Source organism: Novosphingobium tardum, assembly GCF_042652045.1.
Taxonomy (GTDB): Bacteria; Pseudomonadota; Alphaproteobacteria; order Sphingomonadales; family Sphingomonadaceae; genus Novosphingobium; species Novosphingobium tardum.
In genome coordinates this window covers 251,865-273,881 of sequence record NZ_JBHSDR010000003.1, presented here as the reverse complement: position 1 = coordinate 273,881, position 22,017 = coordinate 251,865, and the positions used below count along the sequence as shown (strand labels likewise).

Below are 22,017 nucleotides of genomic sequence, written 5' to 3'. Positions count from 1 at the left end.
GTAAGCCCCGGATTTCTGCGGATTTTTTGTTATGCGGCCAGTCCTAGCGGACGGCCGCGAGAGCCTTGGCGCGGCGCCGCTGGACCGAGCTGCCGAGGCCGATCGCCTCGCGGTATTTCGATACCGTGCGGCGGGCGAGGTCAAAGCCGCGCGCGCGCAGCAGATCGACCAGGGTATCGTCGGACAGGACCGCGCTGGCATCCTCGGCATCGATCAGCGCCCGGATGGCAGCCTTCACCGCCTCGGCGGACGCGGTGCCTTCGCCGTCCGAACTGGCGACCCCGCTGGTGAAGAAGTACTTCAGCTCGAAGGTCCCGCGGTCGCAATGAAGGTACTTGTTCGAAGTGACCCGGCTGACCGTCGATTCGTGCATTCCGATCGCTTCGGCGACGGTGCGCAGGGTCAGCGGGCGCAGCTCGGAGACGCCTCGGCGGAAGAAGCCGTCTTGCTGTTTCACGATCTCGGCCGCGACCTTGAGGATCGTCCGCTGGCGCTGGTCCAGCGCCTTGATCAGCCAGTTGGCGTCGGTCAGCTTTTCGCCCAGCCAGGCCCGCGCGGCCTTGTCGTCGCAGCCGGACTTGAGTTCCAGGTAATAGCTCCGGTTCACGACCAGCCGCGGCAAAGTGGCCTGGTTCAGCGCGATGTCCCAGCCTGCGGCCTCGCCGCGCTTGGCAGCGCCCTGCCTGATGAGGATGTCGGGCACGACCCCCTGCGCCGCCGAACCGCCGAAGCGCAGGCCCGGCTTGGGATCGTAGCCGCGCAGCTCGACCAGCATCTCGGCGAAATCCTCGTCGTCCACCCGGCACATCCGCTTGAGCTGGGCGAAGGCTCCCTTGGCGACGAGGTCGAGGTTGTCGATCAGCCGGGCCATGCAGGGATCGTAGCGGTCGGCCTCGATCGCCTGAAGCGCGAGGCATTCGGACAGGCTGCGCGCGCCGACGCCGGTGGGATCGAGTTTCTGCACCAGCGCCAGCGCCTCTTCCGCTTGCGCCAGCGGCACGCCAAGTTCGCCCGCAATCTCGCGTAGCGGCATGGCGAGGTATCCCGCCTCGTCGAGCTGGTCGATCAGCCAGCGGGCCAGGAACAGGAGGGCGGGATCGCGCGAAAGCGCGCCGACCTGGGCGTGGAGGTGCTCGGCCAGGCTGTCCGCTTCGGCGCCCCGCTCGTCGATCTCCGGCGCCTCGCCGCCCGGGCCCGCACCGCCGGAAGCCGCGGCTGCGCCCAGTTCCCACGCGCCGGCGCCGTCGCCGGTATCGCGATCCGCGTCGAGCGCGGCGCGGTCGATGTCGAGCGGGCGGTCGTCGTCGGCCCGGCCTTCGCCGATGAGCTGGTCGACGGGCGAGCTTTCGAGGTGAGTGCGGCGGAATTCTTCCGGTGCGTCGGGCGCATCGGCAAGCGCATCGGCCGACGATCCGGCGGCGGGATCGCCCACCTCGAGCAGGGGATTGGCTTCGATCGCCTCGCCGATGAAGGCTTCGATCTCGAGGTTCGACAGCGCGAGCAGCTTGATCGCCTGCTGCAGCTGCGGGGTCATCACCAGCGACTGCGATTGCCTCAGGTCAAGGCGGGGACCCAGCGCCATGGCTTAGCCGGGAAAAGGGGGTCCGCTCACAGCGTGAACCCTTCGCCAAGGTAGAGGCGGCGCACGTTCTCGTCGGCGACGAGGGCTTCGGGGCTGCCCGCGAACAGCACTTGTCCGCCGTAGATGATGCAGGCGCGATCGACGATGTCGAGCGTCTCGCGCACGTTATGATCGGTTATCAGCACGCCGATCCCGCGGGCCGAAAGGTCCTTCACCAGTTCGCGGATGTCGCTGATCGAGAGCGGATCGATACCCGCGAAGGGTTCGTCGAGCAGCATGATCGAGGGCTTGGCGGCAAGCGCGCGCGCGATTTCGCAGCGCCGCCGTTCACCGCCCGAAAGCGCCATCGCCGGGCTCGACCGCAGGCGGGTGAGGCCGAACTCGTCGAGCAGGCGCTCCAGCTCCGAAGCGCGGGTCGCCTTGTCGGGTTCGATCAGCTCGAGCACGCTCGAGATGTTCTGTTCGACCGTCATGCCGCGGAAGATCGAGGTCTCCTGCGGAAGATAGCCGAGCCCGAGAATGGCCCGGCGATACATCGGCAGCGCGGTGATATCGACGCCGTCGAGCAGGATGCGGCCGGAATCGGGCCGGACCAGCCCCATGATGGAATAGAAGCACGTGGTCTTGCCCGCGCCGTTGGGGCCGAGCAGGCCGAGCACCTCGCCCTTGCCGACCGACAGCGAGATATCGCTCAGCACCGAGCGCTTGTCGTAGCTCTTGGCGATCGAGACGACTTCGAGCCCGCCCTGCGGGATCGCCGGCGCGGCGTTGGGCCGCTGGCCGGCGGCGACGCCGCTGTCGATGGTGGAATCCTGCAGGTTCATACCGGTCCGGTTCGTCGCTCGCTCGCTCCTCGCACGGCGTGCCCGCCGCGGCCCTCGCGCCATAGCACGCGGGCGCGCCCGCGAAAGCCCCGCGATGTCATCTGGCAGGATTTGTGCATGGCATGACCGTGCGGTTGGAAGAGGGCGCACCTTTCGCGAAGGTGAACGGGCTTGCCATCGCCCAAAGGTTGGCGTTTACTCTGCCCCGGGACTGGCAAGAGGAGCGGCACATGGCAAAAGCCTGGCCAACCGATCACACGCATCACGACATCCATCGCGCGCGTCCGCGCGACTGGCGCAAGGCGATGAGCGACAATGTCGCCTATGCCCTGCTGGTTTACACCGCACTCCAGATCTTCGTGACGATGCATGCGCTCAAAGGCGGCGCGCACGGCACGGCGCTGCCTTACCTGGCGCTGATCGTCCTGGTCGCCGCGATCATTCCCGCCTGCCGCTGGTTCGAGAAGCGCTGGGAAGCGCTGGACGACGAAGCCGCCGCCGATCCGCAGTTGCGGCCGCTTTACCGGCGCGACCAGCTGTTCCTGTGGCTGATCGCGATCGGCCTGCCCTTTGCCCTGACCGGCCTGTTCAAGATGGCCACCGGCGCGCTCTGAACCCGTCCGCCAGGGTCGCCCGCCGGTTTGACCGGCTCCCGCCGCACGGGTAGATCGCCTCCTTTCCCGCATCCCGCGGGGTTCGGAAGGCCGCCCGCGCGATGCTCGACACCACTGACGCCCAGGATCGCTGCCAGACCCTGATCGCCCGAGCCCTCGCAGCCGGGGCCGCCGCGGCGGACGCGGTCTATATCGGGGATTCGTCGGAAAGCGTGGCGATCCGGCTGGGGCATCTCGAGGACGTCGAACGCTCTGAAAGCGAGCATATCGGGCTGCGGGTCTTTGTCGGCGGCGGCTCGGCCAGCATCGGTTCGACCGATCTCGGCAGCGAGGCGCTCGATGAACTGGCGCAGCGCGCGGTGGCCATGGCGCGGGCCGCGCCCGAGGATCGCTATGCCGGCCTCGCCCCCGAGGAACGCCTGCTCAAAAGCGCGCCGCCCGCGCTCGACCTGACCGATGCCGAGGATCTTTCGCCCGCCGACCTGAGGGCCGCCGCCGAGGTGACCGAGGCCGCGGCGCGCGCGGTTCCCGGCGTCACCAACAGCGAAGGTGCCGGCGCCAGTGCGGGGCGCGCGCGGGTGGCGCTGGCCACCAGCCACGGCTTTGCCGGCGCCTACGAGACGACGAGCCACAGCCTGTCCGCCAGCGTCGTGGCCGGGACCGGCGCGGGGATGCAGCGCGATTACGCCTTCCGTTCCGCGCGCCATGCGGCCGACCTCATTTCGCCCGAGGAGATCGGGGCGCTGGCCGGCAAGCGCGCGGTCGAGCGGCTCGCGCCCGGGCGGATGACCAGCGGCCAGCGCCCGGTGGTGTTCGATCCCCGCGTCGGCGGCAGCCTGATCGGCCACCTGCTCGGCGCGATTTCCGGCTCTGCCATCGCCCGGCGCGCCAGCTTCCTGCTCGGCCGCGAGGACGAGCAGCTGTTCGATCCCGCGCTTGTCATTCGCGACGATCCGCTGCGCCTGCGCGGGCCGCGTTCGCGCCCGTTCGACGGGGAAGGGCTGCCGACCGCGCCGCGCGCGCTGGTCGAGAACGGGCGCGTGACCGGCTGGCTGATGGATTCGGCGGCGGCGCGCCAGCTTGGGCTCGAGCCGACGGGGCACGCCGCGCGCGGCGCCAGCGGCGCGCCGGGGGTAATGGCGGGCAACGTCACGCTGGAAGGCGGGACCGTCACCCCCGCCGCGCTGATGAGCGACATCGCCGACGGGGTCTATGTGACCGAGCTGATCGGGCAGGGCGTGAACCCAGTGACGGGCGACTACAGCCGCGGCGCCGGGGGCTTTCGCATCGTGAACGGCGAGCTGGCGGGACCGGTCGCCGAATTCACCATCGCCGGCAACCTGATCGACATGTTCGCCCGCCTCTCGGCGGCGAACGACCTCGAGATCTATCGCGGGATCGACGTTCCCACGCTGCGGGTCGACGGGATGATGATCGCCGGCGACTGAGCGCCGGCGGGCCAAGGTCAGTCCTCGGCGGCCTTGGCCCGCTCGATCGCCTCGATCACGATTCGCTTGGCTTCCTCGGCATCGCCCCAGTCGCCGATCCGCACCCACTTCTCGGACTCCAGGTCCTTGTAGTGCTTGAAGAAGTGCTCGATCTGCTGAAGCACGATCGAGGGCAGGTCCTGCCGCTCGCCGATGTCGGAATAGTACGGGAAGGTCGTGTCCACCGGGACGCAGATCAGCTTCTCGTCGCCGCCATGCTCGTCTTCCAGCTTGAGCACGCCGATCGGGCGCGCACGGACCACGCAGCCCGGCACGAACGGCGAACGCGATACGACCAGCGCGTCGAGCGGATCGCCGTCGGGCGACAGGGTATGCGGGACGAAGCCGTAATTGGCGGGGTAGCGCATCGGCGTGTGCAGGATGCGATCGACGAACAGCGCCCCGCTGGCCTTGTCGAATTCGTACTTCACCGGTTCGCCGCCAACGGGCACTTCGATGACGACGTTAAGGCTTTCGGGCGGATTGTCGCCCACGGGGATCAGGTCGATACGCATGGCCGCGCCTCTAGCGGGGCTACTTGCCCCCGCCAAGGGCGTTGATGGTAAATGCGATCACCCCGATGTTGAAGACGAACGCCGCGATCGAGTGGAGCAGCACCACGCGCCGCAGGTGACCCGTGGATATCGCGACGTCCGAGGTCTGGAAGGTCATCCCCAGGGTGCAGGCGAAATAGAGGAAGTCCCAGTAGTCGGGCTCGTTCGTTCCGCCGAAGTCCAGCCCGCCCTCGTCGCCGCCGTTGCGGGGAAGCTGCGAATAGTAGCTGTGGGCATAGTGCAGGGTGAACACCACGTTGGTGAACAGCCACGAGATCGCGAGCGTGCCGATGAGCTTGGCGACAGCCCACCAGTCGTGCGACTGCGCGCCCTTGAGCTCGCCCGATATGGCGCCGAGCACCGCGATCGTCACGATCGTTGTGAAGGCCAGCACGATCGCGCGGTTGGCGTCGTTGGCGGCGGAATGTTCGCGCATCACCTCTGCGCCGCAATCGCGGAACAGCGGAGAGATGCTGGCAAGGAACACCAGCGCGCCGGCATCGAACGCCAGCGCGAACGCTTCCAGCCAGCCCTGCGCGGGCCAGCGGTAGAACAGCGGGGTGGCGGCGACCAGGACCGCGGCGAACAGGAGAAACTTGGGCGGGGCGATCTTGTTGCCCCAGCCGGGCGCCTTCCTGTCCGCTGCATTCGCCCGCGCCGGAGTCCGGCGCCGGGCTGCGGTCTGTCGCCGCGTGGTCACCTTGCGCGGCGCGGGGCGAGAAGGCGGTCGAGCGGCTGGACCCCCTTGCCCACCGGCTCAAGCCACGGATAGCGCAGACCGCCGGTCCATTCGACGGACACGGTCTGGAACGCGACCCCGCGCTTGACGATGAAGCGGATCGGCTTGCGGCTGTCCCGCGCCTCCGTGATCGCATCCTTGATCACGTCGGTGGAGAACGCGGTGTCGTTGACCGCGACGATCTGCGTGCCGTTGACCAGCCCGGCGTTGAAGGCAGGGCCGTCCCAGCGCACCGACGTGACCTTGCCCTCGCCGTCGACGTTCATGCCGAGCGAGTAGGTCAGGTTGGTGTACTTGCCGTTCGCCATCCGCCCCTCCTCGTATGTGTTCGGCTTGTCCTTCCAGACCAGTCGGTAGCCGGCCTTTTCGATCCCCGCCACGGGGGCCGGCTGGCCCGACTGGTAGATGCGGGTGTTGAGGAAGGACGCCCAGTCGTAGGGATACACCCCGTTGAGCGTGCGCACCACCTCGTCGAAGTCGTAGGTCAGCTCGCCCCAGTCGCCGTCGCGCACGCCGAAGAAGGCGCGGGCGAAATCGTCCAGTCCCTTCGCGCCGCGCGTGCCCTGGCGGATCACCTGATCGGCCTCGAGCCACATCAGCGCGCCTTCCACGTAATAGTCCTCGGACCGGGTCAGCGAACTGTACGGAACCGGGCGGCGGCTGTTCATGATGGGGTCGTTGGTCGTGTCCGCGACCGACCGCCAGGCGCGGCCGGGCTGGCCTTCGGAATAGTTGGCGACGGCGTTGGCGAACATCGACAGGACCGTGTCCTTCGACTGCACGCCCGAGCGCGCGGCCAGGACGTAGCCCCAGAACTGGGTCTGCCCCTCATAGACCCACAGCAGGCTGTCCTGCATCGGCGTGCGGTAGTCGGGCGTCCACAGATCGGCGGGGCGGCGATACTTGCCGTTCCACGAATGGACGAACTCGTGCGGGATCACGTTGTGGTCCCAGTCCATCTTGTCCCAGTCGGTCCACGACTTGGGCTCCTGCTGGTTTTCGCTCGACCGGTGATGCTCCAGGCCGATGCCGCCCATGCGTTCGGTCATCGCCAGGAGGAAATCGTAGTGATCGAAATGGCGCGCGCCGAACAGCGCCAGCGCCTCGTCGACGAGGTTGCGGTAGGCCTGCATGTGCGCCGGCGCGATCGCGAGCTGGCCGGGCTCGTCGGCGATGGCGTCCATGAACACCCCGTGCCCGAGGTCGGTGCGTTCGGCATAACGGCCGGCAAAGATCGGCGAATCGACCAGCGTGTCGTAGTCGGTGGTCGTCCAGCTATAGGTGCTGCCCCGCGCCGACTTGCCGTCGAGCGCGCTGAACACGGTCCAGCCGTCGGGCACCTTGACGGTCGGCTTCACCTTGATCTGGCGGACGTAGTGGCCGGCCGGGTACAGGCTCATCTTCTCCCACTGCAGGTTGAGCATCTCGCGCGTCATCGTGATCCGGCCTTCGCTGGACTGCAACGGAGAGGTGTGGACCAGGCGCGCGGTCACCTCGCGCACGCCCTCGGGCACCGCGACGTGGAACGCAAAGACGTCAACCGGGTCGCGCTTCCACGCAAGCGGCTTGTTGCCGGCGAAAAAGCGGATGTCGTTGACCTGGGCGACGTTGCCGGTGGGCGAATGGTTGCCGGGCAGCCACCGGGGCAGAAGCAGGACGAGATCGCTGGTTCCGGGCTTGACCGGGATCGTTTCGGTCACGCGATAAAGCCCGCGCACGACGTCGGTCGCGTCGATGTCGAGGGCGATCGTGCCGGGATAGGCCACGTCCTGCGCGACCGGGATCGTCTCCGCGATCGGGAGCGCGGCGGGCGTGGACCGGCTGGCTGGGGCCTGGGCCTGGAGGGCCGAAGACGCGGTGGAAAGGAGAAGGGCTGCGACGAGCGGTGCGACCGCGGGATTGATTTTCATGCTGCGTCTCTTGGCGCGTAGTGGTTGCGCTTGCAACCGGTCACGCCCGCCGCCCTTTCACGTCGTCCCCAATCGGGCTAAGCGCGCGCCCATGACGCTCGAAACACCCCAGGCCATTCGCGGGACGCAGGACATATTCGGCGCGGAGGCCGAGGCGTTCCAGCACGTCGTTGCGACTTTCGAGCGAATCCGCCGGCTCTACCGCTTCCGCCGCGCCGAAATGCCGGTGTTCGAAAAGACCGCCGTGTTCAGCCGCTCGCTGGGCGAAACGACCGATGTCGTGGCCAAGGAAATGTATTCGTTCGACGACCGGGGAGGCGAATCGCTGACCCTGCGGCCCGAATTCACCGCCGGCCTCGCCCGCGCCTGGATCACCGACGGGTGGCAGCAGCACGCTCCGCTGCGAATCGCCACCCACGGCCCGCTGTTCCGCTACGAGCGTCCTCAAAAGGGCCGCTATCGCCAGTTCCACCAGCTCGACGCCGAGATCATCGGCGCCGCCGAGCCGCAGGCCGATGTCGAGTTGCTGGCGATGGCCGACCACCTGCTGCGCGACCTGGGAATCGCCGACGGGGTCACGCTGCAGCTGAACACGCTGGGCGATGCCTCCAGCCGCGAAGCGTGGCGCAACGCGCTGATCGATTACTTCGAAGGCCACCGCGCGCTGCTGTCCGAGGACAGCCAGGACCGGCTCCAGCGCAATCCGCTGCGCATTCTCGACAGCAAGGATCCCCGCGACAAGCCGTTCACCGCCGACGCGCCGGGGATCGACGAGTACCTGAGCGGCGAGGCGCAGGATTTCTTCGGCGCGGTCACCGCCGGGCTCGATGCCGCGGGCGTGGCGTGGATGCGCGCGCCTTCGCTGGTTCGCGGGCTCGACTACTATCGCCACACGGCGTTCGAGTTCGTCACCGACCGGCTCGGCGCGCAGGGCACCGTGCTGGGCGGCGGCCGCTATGACGGGCTGATCGAGACCTTGGGCGGCGCGCATACCCCGGCAGTCGGCTGGGCTGCGGGGATCGAGCGGCTGGCGATGCTGGTCGGCGAGGTCGCCGAAGGCCGCAGCGACGCGACCGTGGTGGTCGAGGACGAGCGCGCGCTGGCGCTGGGGCACCGCGCGCTCGCCGCATTGCGCAATGCGGGCCTCGCCGCAGATCTCATCGCCAGCGGATCGCCGCGCAAGCGGTTCGACAAGGCGGTCAAATCGAATACCCGCGCGATTCTCGCGCTCGGCTGGGGTGCCGAGGGTGCGACCACGCGCGTCCGCAACGTCGATGGCGACGCCCCCCGGATCGAGGCGGTGATCGCCGGCCTTTCCGCGGCCTGAGCCTGCGCCGATGACCGTTTCCGACGCCCGCCTGGCCCAGATCGCGTCGCGCCGGGCCGAGATCGAGGCCCGCCTCGCCTCGGGCACGCTGGAGGGCGAGGCGTTCGTTTCGGCCAGCCGCGACTACGCGGAACTCGAGCCGGTGGCCCGCGCCGCCGAGACGGTTCGCGAGCTTCGCGCCGAGCTGTCCGCGCTCGAGGAAATCGACGACACCGATCCCGACATGCGCGCGCTGGCGGCCGAGGAAGTCGAGCGGCTGCGGGCGGAACTGCCTGCGGCCGAGCAGTCGCTGGCGATCGCGATGCTGCCGCGCGACACCGCCGATGCCCGCCCCGCGATGCTCGAGATCAGGGCCGGCACCGGGGGCGACGAGGCCGCCCTGTTCGCCGCCGACCTGTTCCGGATGTACGAGGGCTATGCCGCCGCGCAGGGCTGGCGGATCGAGGTCGTTTCGGTCAACGCCAGCGATATCGGGGGCTTCAAGGAAATCATCGCCAACGTCGCGGGCAGCGGCGTGTTCGCCAAGCTGAAGTTCGAAAGCGGGGTCCATCGGGTCCAGCGCGTGCCGGTGACCGAAAGCGGCGGGCGCATCCATACCTCCGCCGCGACCGTGGCGGTCCTGCCCGAAGCCGAGGAAGTCGACGTCGAGATCGAGGACAAGGACCTCAAGATCGACATCTATCGTGCCTCGGGTGCCGGGGGGCAGCACGTCAACACCACCGATTCAGCCGTCCGATTGACTCACCTGCCGACCGGGCTGGTCGTCATCCAGCAGGACCAGCGCAGCCAGCACAAGAACCGGGCCAAGGCGATGCAGGTGCTGCGGACGAGGCTCTACGACCTCAAGCGCGCCGAGGCCCATGGCGACGAGGCCGAGGCGAGGCGCGCGATGGTGGGGTCCGGGGACCGTTCCGAACGAATCCGCACCTACAACTTCCCGCAGGGGCGGGTCACCGATCACCGCATCGGGCTGACCCTCCACCGCCTGCCGGAAATTCTCGAGGGACCCGGGCTGGGCGAACTGATCGACGCATTGATCGCCGAGGACCAGGCCAAGCGCCTCGCCGCGCTGGGCGAATGACCGTTCGCGCCGCCTTGCGCGACGCGACGGAACAGCTTGGCGCGGTCAGCCCCAGCGCGCGGCTCGATGCCGAACTGCTGATGGCCGCCGCGCTCGGCGTTCCGCGCGGCGAACTGCTGCTGCGGCACCTCGACGAAGCGGTTCCGGCCGGTTTTGCGCCGCTCCAACGCCGCCGCCTCGGCCATGAACCGATCGCCTATATTCTCGGTCATGCCGAGTTTTACGGGATCGAACTTATCGTGACCCCTTCGGTGCTGATCCCGCGCGGGGATAGCGAGACGCTGATCGATGCCGCCATCCGCGCTCTCGCCGGGCGTCCCCCGGCACGCGCGCTCGATTGCGGCACGGGGTCGGGCGCGCTGCTTATCGCGGCGCTGGCGCAGTGGCCCGGCGCCCATGGCATCGGGATCGACCGTTCACTGGGCGCACTGCCCGTCGCTGCCGCCAACGCCGCGCGCGCCGGGGTGGGCGAGCGGGCGCGGATCCTCCACCGCGACTGGGACACTCCCGGCTGGGCCAGCGGGCTCGGGCGCTTCGACCTCGTCCTCGCCAACCCGCCCTATGTCGAGGACGAGGCGGAGCTGGAGCGGCCCGTGCGCGAACACGAGCCGGCCGGCGCGCTGTTCGCCGGTCCGGCGGGGCTCGACGCCTATCGCCGGCTGCTGCCGCAATTGCCCGCGCTGCTCGCGCCGGGCGGCGTCGCGCTGGTCGAGATCGGCTGGCAGCAGGCCGAAGCGGTCGCGGCGATCGGCGGGGAAAGCGGGCTTTCGGCCACCGTTCACCGCGATCTGGGCAATCGTCCGCGCGCGCTCGAATTCAAGATTTCGCTTGGCAAAACCTCTCCCAGCGACTAGTCATGCAGCCAAGCCAGCGGACGGATGACGACGTTTCCCGTCTGGATGGCCCACTCCAACATTTGCACCAGGCGGGCGGCGCAGGCCGTTTCACACGGCAGATGAGGGAACCGCGCAGCCGGTTTTGCGGCGCGCGGGACGGAGGGATTTCGCGGATCGGCTCGGGGCGCGGCTGGCAGTCAGCTCTCGCCGGGTGCTCCGCTCAGCCAGAGGATGAGGCTGCGTTGAACAACAATCGCAACAACAACAATAACAATCGGCGTCGCGGCCGCGGCAACAACAACCGCCCCCAGGGCGGCGGTCGCGGCGAGATGATCAACCGGATCGACAGCCGGGCACGCGGCAACGCGCCCCAGATGCTCGAAAAGTACAAGAAGCTCGCGCAGGACGCCCACCTCAACGGCGATCGCGTGACGGCAGAGTACTACCTCCAGTTCGCCGATCACTATTTCCGCGTCATCGCCGACACCCGCCAGCGCCAGGAAGAGCAGCGCATGCGCCGTGACGGCGGCGAGGCCGGCCAGGGCGAGCAGTCCGGCAACGACGAAAACGACAACGACGACAACGAATTCGGCATGGAAAGCGACTTTCCGTCGTACGACCAGCCCTATCGCCGCGACGACAACCGCGATCCGCAGCAGCGCCGCGAGCCGGCGCGCGAGCAGCAGCAGGGCCAGCCCCGCGCCGTGGAAGGCGACGAGGAAGGCCCCCGCGAGGATCGCGGCAACCGTGCCCCGGCACCCAATCCCTTCACGCGCGACAACCAGGCGATGCGCAGCGGCCTGCGCCCGCGCAGCAACCGCGGCGACGACCGTCAGGACGACGCGGGCTCCGCCCCGCGCGGACGCGGACCGCGCCGCGAGCGCAGCGACCGCGACAACGAATCGGGCTCGCTCGATCCCTCGCTGCTGCCGCCCGCGATCACCGAGGCCCGCGACCTCGTGCGCGATGCCGCGGTGACCGAAGCGACTGGCGAAGCAACCGCCGAGGCGCCCAAGCGCCGCACCCGCCGCGCGCGTCCCCCTGCCGAGGATGCCGGCGGCGAACCGCTAGAAACCGTGAACGGCTGAGCCCTTCCGGCAAAGACCGGTGCACACCCCACGATCGCTGCCGGACGTTTCCGGGCGGCTGGCCCTGAGCGGTCGGTGGACGCCCCTGGCGGCATTCGGCGCAGGGCTGATCTCGGCGACCGGCTTTGCCCCGCTGGCGCTCTGGCCGCTCACGCTGGCGGCGCTGGCGTTCCTTCTGCACCTGATCGCGCAGCAATCATCCGCGCGGCGCGTCGCGCTGATCGGCTGGTTGTTCGGGGTCGGCCACTTCGTCGTCGGCAACAACTGGATCGCCACCGCCTTTACCTACCAGGCGGAAATGCCCGCCTGGCTGGGCTGGATCGCGGTCTTCCTGCTGGCGCTCTACCTCGCGGTCTATCCCATGCTCGCAGGCCTTGGCGCGTGGTATGTCGCGCGCCGCAGCGTGCGGGAGGCGGGCTGGCCGCTCGTTTTCGCCTTTGCCGGTTCGTGGACCATCGCGGAATGGCTGCGGAGCTGGGTCTTCACCGGCTATGTCTGGAACCCGCTCGGCATGGTCACGCTGGGCGGTTTCACACGCCCGGGGCTTGCCGCGATCGCGCCCTGGTTCGGGACTTACGCGCTCTCCGCCGTGGTGGTCGTCCTCGCCGGGTGCTGGTGGCGCGCGACGCAGCGCGTCGCCCCCGGCCGCCGTGCCGCGCTGCTGGCGGTGCCGCTGGCGGCGATGCTCCTCCCGCTGCTCGTCCCGCATGACCGGTCGCAGGGCACGCTCGCCTTCACGCTCGTCCAGCCGCACATCCCGCAGGAAGAGCTGACCGACCCGACGAAATACGAATCCCAGTTCGGCAAGACCGCCGCGCTGACCCTGGCGCGCAAGCCGGGAACGCGGCGGCTGGTGCTCTGGCCCGAATCGGGCGTGCCCGACTACCTGCGCCCCGGTTACCCGCAGTATTTCTATGCCGAATCGACCTTTGCCGCCGATCCCGACCTGGCGCGTGAGCGCATTGGCCGGGTGATGGGGCCGAATTCTGTCCTGATGACCGGCGCTGTCGATCTCATCATGGGCAACGGCCATGTCGTTGCCGCGACCAATTCGGTCACCGCGCTCGATTCGCGCGGCGACATCGTCGGCAGCTACGCCAAGGCGCACCTCGTTCCCTACGGTGAATACCTCCCGATGCGCGCGCTGCTCGAACCGCTCGGCCTGTCGCGCCTTGTTGCCGGCAGCCTCGATTTCTGGCCCGGGCCCGGGCCGCGGACGATCGATCTGGGCGCCTGGGGCAAGGCCGGCGTGCAGATCTGCTACGAGATCATCTTTTCGGGCCAGGTCGTCGACCGGGCGCATCGCCCCGACTACATCTTCAACCCGTCGAACGACGGCTGGTTCGGCGCCTTCGGCCCGCCGCAGCACCTCGCCCAGGCGCGGATGCGCGCGATCGAGGAAGGCCTGCCGGTGCTGCGCGCGACCACCACGGGGATCAGCGCCATCGTCGATGCCAACGGCATCGTCCGCCAGTTCCTGCCGCTGGGACGGTCGGGAAGAATCGACGGTTTCGTGCCCCCGGCCCATGCGCCGACGCCTTTCGCGCGGCTGGGCAACATGCTTCCGCTTGGCTGGGCGCTGGTATTGCTTGCCGGGTCGGCCATTGCGTTGCGCCGCCGTCGCCGCTAGAGCCGCGCACAACACATAAAGCTTTCTTTATATCGGATTGTTCACGCCATGCGCAGCGAATTCCTGTTCACCTCGGAGAGCGTTTCCGAAGGCCATCCCGACAAGGTCGCCGACCAGATCAGCGACGCGATCGTCGATCTTTTCCTCGGGATCGACAACGAGGCGCGGATCGCCTGCGAGACGCTGACCACGACCCAGCTGGTCGTGCTGGCGGGTGAAATTCGCGGCAAGGGCATCTACGAGAACGGCCAGTGGGCGCCCGGCATCACCGACCGGATCGAGCAGACCGTGCGCGATACGGTGAAGCGCATCGGCTACGAGCAGTCGGGCTTCCACTGGGAAAGCTTCCGGTTCGAGAACAACCTTCACGGCCAGTCGGCGCACATTGCGCAGGGCGTCGATGCTGCCGGCAACAAGGACGAAGGTGCGGGCGACCAGGGGATCATGTTCGGATACGCCTCGGACGAGACGCCCGACCTGATGCCCGCCACGCTCGACTACAGCCACAAGATCCTCGAGGCGATGGCCGTCGACCGCAAGTCGGGCGCCGCCCCGTTCCTGGAACCCGACGCCAAGAGCCAGGTCACCCTGCGCTACGAGAACGAGATCCCGGTCGAGGCGACCGCGATCGTCGTTTCGACCCAGCATGCGCCGGGATACTTCTATCACGGCGGCGAGGGCGACGAGGCCAAGTACGAGGAACTGCGCAACTACGTGAAGGGCGTGATCGCCAAGGTCATGCCGGCCTCGCTGCTGACCGACCGGACAGTCTATCACATCAACCCCACCGGGCGGTTCGAGATCGGCGGCCCCGACGGCGACGCCGGCCTGACCGGGCGCAAGATCATCGTCGACACCTATGGCGGCGCGTCGCCCCACGGCGGTGGCGCATTCAGCGGCAAGGACCCGACGAAGGTCGACCGTTCGGCCGCCTACATCACGCGCTACCTCGCCAAGAACATCGTCGCCGCCGGGCTCGCCCGCCGCTGCACGATCCAGATCGCCTATGCGATCGGCGTCGCCGAGCCGCTTTCGCTTTACGTCGATCTTCACGGCACCGGCACGGTCGAGGCCGAGACGCTGGAAAAGGTCCTGCCCCGGCTGGTCGGACTGACCCCGCGCGCGATCCGGGAGCGGCTGGGCCTCAACAAGCCGATCTACGGCAAGACCGCCGCCTACGGCCATTTCGGGCGCAAGCCCGAAGGCGACCTGTTCCCGTGGGAGCGGACCGACCTGGTCGAGGAACTGCGCGCCGCGGTCGCCTGACGAGAAACCATTTTCCTACATCGGGTCACTTGGGCATCAGCCTCGCTTTTGGCGAAAGGCGGTGCCTCCGATGCAAGTCCTCACCCCGCGCATTGCGCTCGAGCTGATCGCGCATGAGGGTCTCGTGCCCGAGGCCTACCGCGACGTCGCGGGCGTGTGGACCTGGAGCGTGGGGATCACGGACGCTTCGGGCCACCGCGTCCATCCGCGCTATCGCGACAATCCCCAGCCGCTCGAACACTGCCTGGCGGTGTACCTGTGGGCGCTGCGCACGCAGTACCTGCCGCCGGTGCTCGCTGCCTTCGGCCAGCACGATCCGGCGGAACACGAACTGGGCGCAGCGCTTTCGTTTCATTACAACACCGGCGCGATTCGCCGGGCCGAGTGGCTGAGGCTGTTCCTGGCGGGTGACAGGGACGGCGCGCGCGAAGCCTTCCTCAACTGGTCGCGCCCCGCCGCGATCGTCCCGCGCCGGAAGCGCGAGCGCGACCTGTTCTTCGACGGCGCATGGTCGGGCGACGGTTGTTGCACGATCTACGAAGTCGCCAAGCCCGGCTACCGCCCCACCGGCGGCAGGCGGCAGGACGTGCGCGCGATCATCACCCGCCTGCTGCAGCCGGAGCCGCAACGGCCCACAGTTACGCAAGTGCCAGACCCCGACCCTCGGTGCGCGGCTGCGCCCAAGCGGTCGCGCAACTGGTTCGAGCGCCTGTTCGACTAGGCGCGCGCCGGCAGCCCCATCGCGCCGCGGATTTCGGCGTCATGCTCGCCGTGCATGGGCGAGGCGCGGCCCAGCGCCAGCGACGCATCGGAAAAGATGATCGGGCTGCGCACCGAAGCCAGTCCGTCGCTGAGTTCGACCTTCATTCCGCGCGCGACCACCTGCAGGTCGGCGAACACTTCATCGAGCCGGTTGATCGGCCCCACCGGCACGTTGTTGGCCTCGCACCGTTCGCGCATCTCGGCCTTGGTCAGCACCGCCATCGCGGCGCTCAGTGCGGCATTCATTTCGTCACGGTGGGCAAGGCGACCGGCGTTGTCCTGAAGCCGCGGGTCGTCGGCCAGCGCATCGAGCCCGAGCAGGCGGGCGAGGCGCAGGAACTGGCCGTCGTTGGCGGTGGCGACGATCAGGTGGCCGTCGGCCAGCGCATAGACCTGGTAGGGCACGACCGAGGCGTGGGCATTGCCCATTCGCGGCGGAACCTCGCCGGTTACGAAGTAGCTCATCGCCTGGTTGGCGAGCAGGCCGACCGAACAGTCGAGCAGCGACATGTCGATCTGCTGGCCGCGCCCGGTATTGGCGCGGGCCAGCAGCGCGGCCTGGATCGCGATGGTCGAATAGAGCCCGCAGGCCATGTCCGATATCGACAGGCCGAAGCGCATCGGTGCGCCATCGGGTTCCCCCGTCAGCGACATCATCCCGCTCATCCCCTGGATGACATAATCGTAGCCGGGGCGCGGGGCATAGGGTCCGGTCTGGCCGAAGCCGGTGATCGAACAATAGACGAGGCCGGGATTATCCGCGCTGAGCGTTTCGTAATCGAGCCCGAAGCGCGCCAGCGTGCCAAGCTTGTAATTCTCGATCACCACGTCGGCGTCGGCGATCAGCGCGCGGACGAAGGCAAGGTCGGCGGGATCGTTGAAATCGGCGATCACCCCGCGCTTGCCGCGGTTGCAGGCGTGGTAATAGCTGGCCTCGCGGTTGCCGTCGGCGCGATCGACCCAGGGCGGTCCCCACTGGCGCGTATCGTCGCCCGCGGGGCTTTCGACCTTGATGACCTCGGCGCCGAGATCGGCGAGGATCTGGCCGGCGAACGGGCCCGCCAGGATCCGCGCGAGTTCGATGACCTTGATCCCGGCAAGCGCCGGGGTGCCCCCTGTCGTCATGTTCTTTGCCTCAGGCTGCCAGCGCGTAGACGGTGTCGTCCTCGTCGGGCCATACCGCGAGACGCTCGGCCCCGCCATTGACGAACAGCGCGGGCAGCTTGGCCAGCATCAGCGACTTGTGAATCCAGTAATCAGTCCAGCGCTCGCGCCAGCGCGCGGTGACCTTGCCGTTGGTCGTCAGCCAGCCGTGGTAGGGCATCCAGTGGTCGGGCTCGTCCTTTTCGACGATCTGGAAGATCCGGGTCATGATGGGGTCGGAACGGACGTGGCTGTTCTTCAGCAGCACCTCGACCTGCGTCATGCCCCGCTGTTCGGTCAGCATGATCACCCGGCACAGCTTCTCGAACTCTTCAGCGTTGGTGATGACGGTCTCGGTGTCGAGATCCTCGATCGTGCAGCCGAAGATCGCCTGGATGAAGTTGTCGATGTGGCCGCAGGTCCGGTCGACCTTGAGCGGCATGCGGCCTTGGCGCTCGAACCACCGGCGAAACATGACGTAATGCTTGTGCTCGTCGGCGCGATGCTTGGCGATGGCGGCGATGAACTCGTGATCGTCGGGGCAGCGCGCGCGAACCGCTTCCATCACGCGGTCGAGCGAGGTGTAGCCGCGATGCTCGTTGTAGATGTAGATCGACGCAAGGACGTCCAGAAAGCGTTCGCGAAACAATCGATTCAGCAGCATTTCCACACTTTCTCAGAGCCCTGGCGAGGGTGCCGGGGCCTTTTTGACCCTGCCGCATGGTTTCGCGTGCCCCACGCAGCCGGCGCGGGTCGAACCTAGGTCTTTCACGCAAGTGTCACAATGGCTTGGCGCCCGGTCGGTTCCGCTGCGAGGGGGAGAACGCTCAGCCCGCCGCCATCAGCGAGGCGTTGCCGCCGGCCGCGGTGGTGTCGATGCAGGTGACGCGCTCGGTGGCAAAGCGGGCGACGTAATGCGGGCCGCCGGCCTTGGGCCCGGTGCCCGAAAGCCCCTCGCCCCCGAACGGCTGGCTTTCGACCGCAGCGCCGATCTGGTTGCGGTTGACGTAGAGGTTGCCGACCTTCGAGCGCCGCTCGACCTTCCGGCGGGTCGCGTCGATCCGGCTGTGCAGGCCCAGCGTCAGGCCATAGCCGACGCCGTTGATCGCATCGATCACCTCGTCCAGCTCGTCCGCGGCAAAGCGCGCGACGTGAAGGACCGGGCCGAACTGCTCGGCCGCCAGATCGCCGATCGCGTCGATCTCGATGATCGTGGGCGGAATGAAGGTGCCGTTGGCGCAAGCCTGGGGCAACTCGCGCTGCCACACCCGGCGCCCGGCCTGTTTCATCCGGTCGACGTGGCCGGCCAGCGAGGCACGGGATTCCTCGTCGATCACCGGGCCGACGTCGGTCGCCCAATCCTCGGGGTCGCCGATCACCAGCGCTTCCATCCCGCCGCGGATCATCTCGAGCATCGCGTCGGCGATGTCGTCCTGCAGGTAGAGCACGCGCAGCGCGGAACAGCGCTGGCCCGCGCTCTGGAACGCGCTGGCCAGCACGTCGCGGGTGACCTGCTCGGGCAACGCGGAGCTGTCGACCAGCATCGCGTTCTGCCCGCCCGTCTCGGCCACGAGCTGCGCGATGGGGCCGTCGCGCCCGGCCAGCGCGCGGTTGATCGCGCGCGCTGTCTGGGTCGAGCCGGTGAAGGCGACCCCGGCGATCCCGGCCTGTCCGGTCAGCGCCGCGCCGACCGTGCCGTCGCCGGGCAGGCACTGGATCACGTCGTCAGGGATGCCTGCCTCGTGGCACAGGCGGATGGCCAGCGCGCCGATCAGCGGCGTCTGCTCGGCGGGCTTGGCGACCACGGTGTTGCCCGCGGCAAGCGCGGCGGCAGCAGGGCCGATGAAGATCGCGAGGGGGAAGTTCCACGGTGCGATCGTGGCGAACACTCCGCGCCCGACCAGCCGCAGGCGGTTGCTCTCGCCCGTCGGGCCGGGCAGCGCGACGTCGCTGGCGAACAGCCGCCGCGCCTCGCCCGCGTAGTAGCGCAGGAAGTCGACCGCCTCGCGCAGCTCTAGCACGGCGTCGATGACCGTCTTGCCCGCCTCGCGCTGGCACAGCGAGAGGATCGCGTCCTGGTGGCGTTCGAACGCGTCGGCCGCCTTGTCGAGCAGGGCGGCGCGCGCCGGGCCGCCCAGCGCGTTCCATGCCGGCTGCGCGGCTTCGGCCCGCGCCACGGCGAGCGCGGCGTCGGCGGGCGTCGCATCGCGCGATATGCCGACAAGGCGGTTGCGGTCGTGCGGGGCGCGGATCTCGCGCGCGGGGGCGGCATCTCCCGCCGGCACCGTCGGCGCGGCTTCCCATACCGCGCCGTCAAGCGCGGCAAGGTCGGCCTTCAGCGCTGCGGCGGTGGCGGGATCGGCAAGATCCACCCCGGCGCTGTTGGCGCGGCCGGGGAAGATGTCGCGCGGCAGCGGGATCGCGGGGTTGCGGCGCGGAGATAGGCCCTCGAGCTCGGCCACCGGGTCGCCGATCAGCTCGTCGACCGGCACCTCGGCATCGGCCATGCGGTTGACGAACGATGAGTTCGCCCCGTTTTCCAGCAGGCGGCGGACGAGATAGGCGAGCAGGTCCCGGTGCCCGCCGACCGGGGCGTAGATCCGCACCGGGGTGCGGCGGTTGCCGTCGGATTCCTCAGCCCTGGCGAGCTCGGCATAGACGTCCTCGCCCATGCCGTGGAGGCGCTGGAACTCGAATTGCGTCTCGGGCCCGGTCAGCGCCTTGATCGCGGCGATGGTATAGGCGTTGTGCGTGGCGAAGGCGGGATAGATCGCGTCGGGTGCGGCGAGCAGCTTGGCCGCGCAGGCAAGGTACGAAACGTCGGTCGCGACCTTGCGCGTGAACACGGGGAAGTCGGCGTGGCCGCCTACCTGGCTCAGCTTGATCTCGCTATCCCAGTAGGCGCCCTTGACCAGCCGGACCATGATCCGCCGGCCGTGGCGGCGCCCCAGAGCCACGACCCATTCGGTCAGCGGTACCGCGCGCTTCTGGTAGGCCTGCAACGCGAGGCCGAAGCCCTCCCACTTGCCGGCGAAGATCTCGTCGTCGGCGACCAGCGCCTCGATGATGTCGAGCGAAAGTTCGAGCCGCTCGGCCTCCTCGGCGTCGATCGTGAAATGGATGTCGGCGGCGCGGGCCTTGAGCGCCAGCTCCTTCAGCATCGGCACCAGCGCGGCTTTCGCCGCTTCGGCGTGAAGAAAATCGTAGCGCGGGTAGAGCGCCGACAGCTTGACCGAAATACCCGGCGAACGGACCACGCCGGCCCCGGCCTGCGCCGCGATATGGTCGAGCGCGTCGGCATAGGAGGCGCGGTAACGCTCGGCGTCGGCGAAGGTCATGGCGGCTTCGCCCAGCATGTCGAAGCTGTGGGTCAGGCCCCGCTCGCGCTCGGGCCGGGCGCGCGCCAGCGCTTCGTCGATGGTGCGGCCGAACACGAACTGGCCGCCCAGGATCTTCATCGCCTGAAGTGTCGCCTGGCGGATCACCGGCTCGCCCAGCCGCCCCACCGCGCGGCGCAGCGCGGCGGCGAATCCATCGGCGGTGTCGCGCTTCTGGCCCAGCACGCGCCCGGTCAGCATCAGCGAGAACGTCGCGGCGTTGACGAAGGTCGAGGACGAATCCCCCAGATGCTCGCGCCAGTCGATGCCGCCGAGCTTGTCGTGGATCAGCGCGTCGGCGGTGGCCGCGTCGGGCACGCGCAGCAGCGCCTCGGCCAGGCACATCAGCGCGACGCCTTCCTCGGTGCCGAGGCCATAGGCCTGGAGGAACGCGTCGAGCCCGCTGGCCTTGTGCGCGCGCGCGCCTTCGACCAGCCGGGCGGCGAGCGGTCGGGCGGCCTGATGGGCCGCACGCGCGGGCGCGGCCTGGCGCAGGCGCTCGACGATGCACGCTTCCTCGTCCTGGCGGTAGGCAACGCGCAGCGCAGCGCGGTCGATGGGCGTAAGCGTGCTCGTCATGGTTTCACTCGCAACCGGATTGGGCGCGCGGTAGGCCCGTTCGCGAGGACGATCAATCCTCGCCGATCATGTCCGCCAGGCCGGACACCGCTTCGGCGAACTCGGCGCGGAAATCCTGCACGACGGCGCGCGCGCTGCGCTCCGCTTCCACCAGGCCCACGCCCTGTCCCACGAAGTAGCTGACCAGTTCGCGCGCATCCTCGTTCCCCGCCGCCACCGACCGTTCGATCCGGGCGAAGGCAGGCTCCGAAACCATGCCCATCAGCGGCATCGGCAGCGCGCCGGGGCTGTCCTGCCCGTCCCACGCCGCGTGCCAGGCGGAACGAAGCTGCCGCGCCGGCTTGCCCGTGCGGCTGCGCGAACGGACGGTATCGCGCGAGCGGGCGGCGATCATCCCGGCGCGGAACGCCTCGCTCGTCTCGCTTTCGGCGGTGGCGAGCCAGACCGATCCGGTCCATGCGCCCTGCGCGCCGGTGGCCATCATCGCCGCCATCTGGCCCCCGGTCATTATTCCGCCCGCGGCAAGCACGGGAATGTCGTGGCCTGCGCCGGCAAGCGCGCGCACCACTTCGGGCACCAGCACCAGTGTCGAGACTTCGCCGCAATGGCCCCCGGCCTCGCCGCCCTGCGCCACGATGATGTCGACCCCGGCGGCGGCCTGGCGCAGCGCGTGCTCCTTGGCGCCGACGAGCGCGGCCACCGGGATTCCGCGCGCCTTGCCCTGCTCGATCATCGCGGGCGGGGCGATGCCCAGCGCGTTGGCGATGAGGCGGATCGGGTGGCGAAACGCGACTTCCATCAGCGCAGCGCCGTTTTCGGGCGTGATCCCGTTGCCCTGGGTCGAAACGGCTTCTTCGGGATCCATGGCCACGCCGTGGCTCGTCAGCAGTTCGGAGACGAAGCGGCGATGCTCATCGGAAATCTGCGCCGCGCGCGAGGTGCCGTCCGACAGGCCGGCCACGCGTGGATCGACCGTCTCGGGCACCAGCACGTCGACGCCGTAGGGCCGGCCGTCGACATGCTCGTCGATCCATTGCAGCTCTAGCTCAAGCTGCTCGGGCGAGAACCGGGCCGCGCCCAGCACGCCGAAGCCGCCGGCCTTGCTCACCGCCACCACCACGTCGCGGCAGTGGCTGAACGCGAACAGCGGAAAATCGCAGCCGGTCATCCGGCACAGGGCATTGTTCATCGGCTTCGTCTCCGTCGCGGCTGGACCCG

At 69.0% G+C, this 22,017-nt stretch carries 18 protein-coding genes; 9 read left to right on the top strand and 9 right to left on the bottom strand.

Annotated elements, in window-relative coordinates; translation table 11 throughout:
• Window positions 1-43 precede the first annotated feature (43 nt).
• Both rpoN and lptB read right to left on the bottom strand, forming a co-directional pair.
• Window positions 44-1,582 carry an RNA polymerase factor sigma-54 gene (gene rpoN / locus ACFO0A_RS01410; RefSeq protein ID WP_379537197.1) on the bottom strand — a complete coding sequence of 513 codons (1,539 nt, stop codon included), beginning with the start codon at window positions 1,580-1,582 and terminating at the stop codon, window positions 44-46.
• 26 nt (window positions 1,583-1,608) lie between these two features.
• Window positions 1,609-2,406, bottom strand: a complete 798-nt coding sequence (lptB, locus tag ACFO0A_RS01405) for an LPS export ABC transporter ATP-binding protein (RefSeq protein WP_379537196.1) — start codon at window positions 2,404-2,406, stop codon at window positions 1,609-1,611.
• A gap of 230 nt (window positions 2,407-2,636) precedes the next feature.
• On the opposite strand from lptB, the gene ACFO0A_RS01400 reads away from it, so the two are divergent.
• Window positions 2,637-3,020 (top strand): hypothetical protein, encoded by a 384-nt coding sequence (locus tag ACFO0A_RS01400; RefSeq protein ID WP_379537195.1) that lies wholly within the window; start codon window positions 2,637-2,639, stop codon window positions 3,018-3,020.
• A gap of 101 nt (window positions 3,021-3,121) precedes the next feature.
• Window positions 3,122-4,468, top strand: a complete 1,347-nt coding sequence (locus tag ACFO0A_RS01395; protein ID WP_379537194.1) for a TldD/PmbA family protein — start codon at window positions 3,122-3,124, stop codon at window positions 4,466-4,468.
• 17 nt (window positions 4,469-4,485) lie between these two features.
• On the opposite strand, the gene ppa is transcribed toward ACFO0A_RS01395, so the two are convergent.
• From ppa to ACFO0A_RS01380, 3 genes are read right to left on the bottom strand one after another with little or no spacing between them, the layout of a single operon-like run.
• Window positions 4,486-5,022, bottom strand: coding sequence for an inorganic diphosphatase (ppa, locus tag ACFO0A_RS01390; RefSeq protein ID WP_379537193.1), 537 nt, complete (start codon window positions 5,020-5,022; stop codon window positions 4,486-4,488).
• A gap of 19 nt (window positions 5,023-5,041) precedes the next feature.
• Complete coding sequence (locus ACFO0A_RS01385) at window positions 5,042-5,761, bottom strand: DUF1345 domain-containing protein (protein WP_379537192.1); 720 nt, start codon at window positions 5,759-5,761, stop codon at window positions 5,042-5,044.
• Window positions 5,758-7,710 (bottom strand): M61 family metallopeptidase, encoded by a 1,953-nt coding sequence (locus ACFO0A_RS01380; RefSeq protein ID WP_379537191.1) that lies wholly within the window; start codon window positions 7,708-7,710, stop codon window positions 5,758-5,760. The genes ACFO0A_RS01385 and ACFO0A_RS01380 overlap by 4 nt, the downstream gene beginning before the upstream one ends.
• Before the next feature lie 91 nt (window positions 7,711-7,801).
• Between ACFO0A_RS01380 and hisS the strand changes: the two genes are divergently transcribed.
• The 7 genes from hisS to ACFO0A_RS01345 all read left to right on the top strand — a co-directional run bounded on the left by hisS (window position 7,802) and on the right by ACFO0A_RS01345 (window position 15,659).
• The gene (gene hisS / locus ACFO0A_RS01375) at window positions 7,802-9,037 is read left to right on the top strand and encodes a histidine--tRNA ligase (protein ID WP_379537190.1); all 1,236 of its coding nucleotides are present in this window, start codon (window positions 7,802-7,804) and stop codon (window positions 9,035-9,037) included.
• Window positions 9,038-9,047: 10 nt separating this feature from the next.
• Window positions 9,048-10,118 carry a peptide chain release factor 1 gene (gene prfA, locus ACFO0A_RS01370; protein ID WP_379537189.1) on the top strand — a complete coding sequence of 357 codons (1,071 nt, stop codon included), beginning with the start codon at window positions 9,048-9,050 and terminating at the stop codon, window positions 10,116-10,118.
• Window positions 10,115-10,972, top strand: a complete 858-nt coding sequence (prmC, locus tag ACFO0A_RS01365; RefSeq protein ID WP_379537188.1) for a peptide chain release factor N(5)-glutamine methyltransferase — start codon at window positions 10,115-10,117, stop codon at window positions 10,970-10,972. The genes prfA and prmC overlap by 4 nt, the downstream gene beginning before the upstream one ends.
• A 101-nt stretch (window positions 10,973-11,073) precedes the next feature.
• A complete protein-coding gene (locus tag ACFO0A_RS01360; protein WP_379537187.1) occupies window positions 11,074-12,042 on the top strand; it encodes a DUF4167 domain-containing protein in 969 nt (322 codons plus the stop codon).
• A gap of 19 nt (window positions 12,043-12,061) precedes the next feature.
• Window positions 12,062-13,672 carry an apolipoprotein N-acyltransferase gene (gene lnt, locus ACFO0A_RS01355; RefSeq protein WP_379537186.1) on the top strand — a complete coding sequence of 537 codons (1,611 nt, stop codon included), beginning with the start codon at window positions 12,062-12,064 and terminating at the stop codon, window positions 13,670-13,672.
• Between the two features lie 48 nt (window positions 13,673-13,720).
• Window positions 13,721-14,938, top strand: a complete 1,218-nt coding sequence (metK, locus tag ACFO0A_RS01350) for a methionine adenosyltransferase (RefSeq protein WP_379537185.1) — start codon at window positions 13,721-13,723, stop codon at window positions 14,936-14,938.
• A gap of 70 nt (window positions 14,939-15,008) precedes the next feature.
• Window positions 15,009-15,659 carry a lysozyme gene (locus ACFO0A_RS01345; protein WP_379537184.1) on the top strand — a complete coding sequence of 217 codons (651 nt, stop codon included), beginning with the start codon at window positions 15,009-15,011 and terminating at the stop codon, window positions 15,657-15,659.
• Here the strand turns inward: ACFO0A_RS01345 and ACFO0A_RS01340 are convergent.
• The 4 genes from ACFO0A_RS01340 to ACFO0A_RS01325 all read right to left on the bottom strand — a co-directional run bounded on the left by ACFO0A_RS01340 (window position 15,656) and on the right by ACFO0A_RS01325 (window position 21,988).
• Complete coding sequence (locus tag ACFO0A_RS01340; RefSeq protein ID WP_379537183.1) at window positions 15,656-16,825, bottom strand: CaiB/BaiF CoA transferase family protein; 1,170 nt, start codon at window positions 16,823-16,825, stop codon at window positions 15,656-15,658. The genes ACFO0A_RS01345 and ACFO0A_RS01340 overlap by 4 nt on opposite strands.
• Before the next feature lie 10 nt (window positions 16,826-16,835).
• A complete protein-coding gene (locus ACFO0A_RS01335; RefSeq protein ID WP_379537182.1) occupies window positions 16,836-17,507 on the bottom strand; it encodes a ferritin-like domain-containing protein in 672 nt (223 codons plus the stop codon).
• Window positions 17,508-17,670: 163 nt separating this feature from the next.
• Window positions 17,671-20,799, bottom strand: coding sequence for a bifunctional proline dehydrogenase/L-glutamate gamma-semialdehyde dehydrogenase PutA (gene putA, locus ACFO0A_RS01330; RefSeq protein ID WP_379537181.1), 3,129 nt, complete (start codon window positions 20,797-20,799; stop codon window positions 17,671-17,673).
• Window positions 20,800-20,851: 52 nt separating this feature from the next.
• Window positions 20,852-21,988 carry an NAD(P)H-dependent flavin oxidoreductase gene (locus ACFO0A_RS01325; RefSeq protein ID WP_379537180.1) on the bottom strand — a complete coding sequence of 379 codons (1,137 nt, stop codon included), beginning with the start codon at window positions 21,986-21,988 and terminating at the stop codon, window positions 20,852-20,854.
• Window positions 21,989-22,017: the final 29 nt, after the last annotated feature.